Genomic DNA, 3,113 nt, shown 5'->3' on the forward strand with positions numbered 1-3,113 from the left:
CAGTCGGCGTCTGGAACCACGGCGACGGCAGGAGGTGAGGCGGCGTGAGACTCACCAGACGAGACGCGCTCAGAGCAGTCGGTGCGGGCACACTCGCCGGACTCGCGGGGTGTCTCGGCGGTGACGACGAAGGCTCGACAGGCGAGGGGCGCGCCGACTGGCCACACCCGAACTTCTCGCCCGAAGGAACCAGCTACAATCCGCGTGCAGTCGGCCCATCCTCGAAACCAAGTGAGGCGTGGGGTGTCGACGTCGGTGGGCTGGCACTCGGGCGTCCGACGGTCTACGAGGACACGGTCTACTATGCGACCAGTAAACGACTCCGTGCGTTCGCCGTCGACGACGGCACGGAACGTTGGTCGGTCGACGTCGAGTCACGAAGTGCGTTCAGGTCGCCGGTGACCATCGACGCCGACCTCGTCTACATCGGGCAGACAGGAGAGCGGACGGGCGTCCTCGCGTTCACCCACGACGGCGAGGAGGCGTGGCACGCACCGACCGAGTCGAGCGTTCGTGCATCCATCGTCCGGGCGAATCCAGACGACGACCACGTCTACGCCGCCGACACCGACGGCTACGTCTTCCGGATTCGAGCGAGCGACGGGGCTGTCGAGTGGAAGACCCGTGTGTTCGGACCGGCGATTCGACTCGCTTCCCGGTGGGACGAAGTCGTCGTCGGCACCGAAGCAGGAGAAGTCGTCGCACTCCTCGACGGCGGACCGGGACACCAACCGACTGGAATGTGGCGGACGAAACTACCCGGAATGATTCAGTCACTCGCCACCACCCGCGGGGGCGACGTCGTTGCCGGCGCGTTCGGGGCCGGCGTCGCCCGTCTTCGAGGTGCTGCCCGCGCCGGCCGAATCGGCTGGCACCGAGAAGCATCCTCACCGCATCGCTCGGTGGTCGTCGGCCCAGACAACGTGTTTTCGACCGATGGGAGCGGCATCCACGCCTACGACGTCGACGACGGGTCACCGTCGTGGAAGGCCGACGGTGACTTCTTCGCCCCACCGGCAGGGGCCGGCGACACGATTTTCGTCTCGGACACGAGCGACGACGGCGGCGTCGTCGCCTACGACCGTGCTGGCGGCGTTGGCGTCGGCGACGCGCGACTCGGTAATCACCGCTGGAAGTACTCACTCGAAGGTGGTGCCACGACCGGACCGACACCTGCGCACGACTCACTGTTCGTCGTCGAATCGGGGCCAGAAGACGGGTCGGCGAGATTGGTCGCGCTCCGAAGAGAGTGAACGCGTGGCGGGAGAGTGAGACGCGTGGGCGGTTATTCGTCCGGCGCGCCCGAGACGATTTCGACGCCCGAGGAGGCACCGATGCGCTCTGCACCCGCTTCGAACATCGCCAGTGCGTCCTCGTACGACCCAACGCCGCCGGACGCCTTCACGGGGAGATACTCGGCCATGAGTTCCACGTCTTCGACTGTCGCGCCGCCGTCGGCGAATCCAGTGGAGGTCTTGACGAACGCGGCGTCGGCCTCACGGGCCGCCTCACAGGCGCGGTGTTTCTCGTCTTCGGTCAGGAGTTCCGTCTCGATGATGACCTTCACCGGGATGGGGACGGCGGCGACGACTTCCGAGATGTCTTCGGTGACGACTTCGTCCTCACCGGCTTTGAGTCGGCCGACGTTGATGACCATGTCCAGTTCGTCGGCACCGGACTGCCACGCGTCGACGGCCTCTTGGCGCTTCGCGGCCGTCGTGTTCTGTCCGTGTGGGAACCCGACGACCGTCGCGAGAAGCACGTCGGGTGCGTACTCGGCCGCCTCTTCGACGTAGCACGGCGGGATGCAGGCGTTCATCCCCCACTCGTCGGCGTCGTCGAGGACGTGCTCGACGTCTGCCATCGTCGTCTCGGGGCCGAGGACCGTGTGGTCGATACGGGGCGCGAGGTCGTCTCGATTCATATCGGGAGGAGGCGACGGGGACCTAAAGAACGTAAGGCTTTCACTGCGCCCCATCGGGCCTCCTGCATGGCCATCCTCCCCGAAGGATTCGCGCTTCCCCCACTGCCGTATCTCGTCGTCCTCGTCGCCGGACTCGTCGGTGTCGGTGTCGGCCTCGTCAGAACGCGCCCGTCCGTCTCGGAGGGGCACGTCCTCGCACTCGTCCCGTGGATGGTCGCGGGGTCGGCGCTCCACGTCTTCTACGTCGTCGGCCTGCTCCCACCCGCTATCGACCCGTTCGCTGGGACGCCCGCAGTCTACCTGACAGTCGCCGTCCTCGCCGGGGCGACGTGGTTGGGACTCGACGCCGTGGACGCCGCGACTGCTCGAAATCTCGCTATTCCCGGCGTCGCTCTCGCCGTCGGCCTCGTCGTACTCGCACTCGGGAGCGCCCTCGCTGCGGGCACGCTCAGCATCCTCTGGCCGGGTATCGCCTTCGTCGTCGCGGTACTCGTCACCCCGGCGATGTGGGCGGTTCTGAAACGAATCGCGCCCGAATCGGCCGCCGCCGGAGCACTCGGTGTCCTCGCCATCTTCGGCCATGCACTCGACGCTATCTCGACTGCCGTCGGTATCGATGTGCTCGGGTTCGGCGAGCGAACGCCCCTCTCGCGGGTCATCCTCGAAGTTTCGGGGATGCTCCCGACGGCAGATATCATCGGTGTCGGGTGGCTCTTCGTCCTCGTGAAACTCGCCGTCGTGGGTCTCGTCGTGTGGCTTCTCGCCGACTACATCCACGAGGAACCGACCGAAGGTGCCCTATTGTTGGGCTTCGTCGCCGCGGTGGGTCTCGGCCCCGGCGTTCACAACCTGTTGTTGTTCGCCATCTCGGGTGCCTAACGCGGGGGAACACGCTCCTCGTCGGTTCGGTGCTGTGGTAGGTCGATGTTCTCTCTCTCCCCTCACTCAAATCAAGCGGACCTCTAGCGACCCGAGAGAGTTATCTGCGCGGCGAAACGATTGACGTGGACGCATGTCCCGAGTTATCTGTGCCGGCCACGTGAACTGGGACGTCACCCTCCGCGTGGACGCCCTCCCGGACCCAGACGGGGAAGCAACGGTCGAGTCTCGCGTCGGAGCAGGCGGCGGAAGCGCCGCGAACGTCGCGAGCGGCCTCGTCGGATTAGACCTCCCGACGGCACTCCTCGGG

The 3,113-nt window shown here is 66.5% G+C and carries 3 protein-coding genes and 1 pseudogene; 3 read left to right on the plus strand and 1 reads right to left on the minus strand.

All coding sequences use genetic code 11. The features are described 5' to 3' along the window. Nucleotides 1-44 precede the first annotated feature (44 nt). Nucleotides 45-1,253, plus strand: a complete 1,209-nt coding sequence (locus AUR66_RS08195) for an outer membrane protein assembly factor BamB family protein (protein ID WP_058571971.1) — start codon at nt 45-47, stop codon at nt 1,251-1,253. Nucleotides 1,254-1,285: 32 nt separating this feature from the next. On the opposite strand, the gene deoC is transcribed toward AUR66_RS08195, so the two are convergent. Then, complete coding sequence (gene deoC / locus AUR66_RS08200; RefSeq protein WP_058571972.1) at nt 1,286-1,924, minus strand: deoxyribose-phosphate aldolase; 639 nt, start codon at nt 1,922-1,924, stop codon at nt 1,286-1,288. Between the two features lie 66 nt (nt 1,925-1,990). Here deoC and AUR66_RS08205 point away from each other — a divergent pair, with 66 nt between their 5' ends. Both AUR66_RS08205 and AUR66_RS08210 read left to right on the plus strand, forming a co-directional pair. Beyond that, nucleotides 1,991-2,803, plus strand: a complete 813-nt coding sequence (locus AUR66_RS08205) for a DUF63 family protein (RefSeq protein ID WP_058571973.1) — start codon at nt 1,991-1,993, stop codon at nt 2,801-2,803. Between the two features lie 133 nt (nt 2,804-2,936). Then, nucleotides 2,937-3,113, plus strand: a pseudogene (locus tag AUR66_RS08210) (carbohydrate kinase family protein); the annotation flags it as partial.

It is taken from the genome of Haloferax profundi, from assembly GCF_001469865.1.
GTDB lineage: Archaea > Halobacteriota > Halobacteria > Halobacteriales > Haloferacaceae > Haloferax > Haloferax profundi.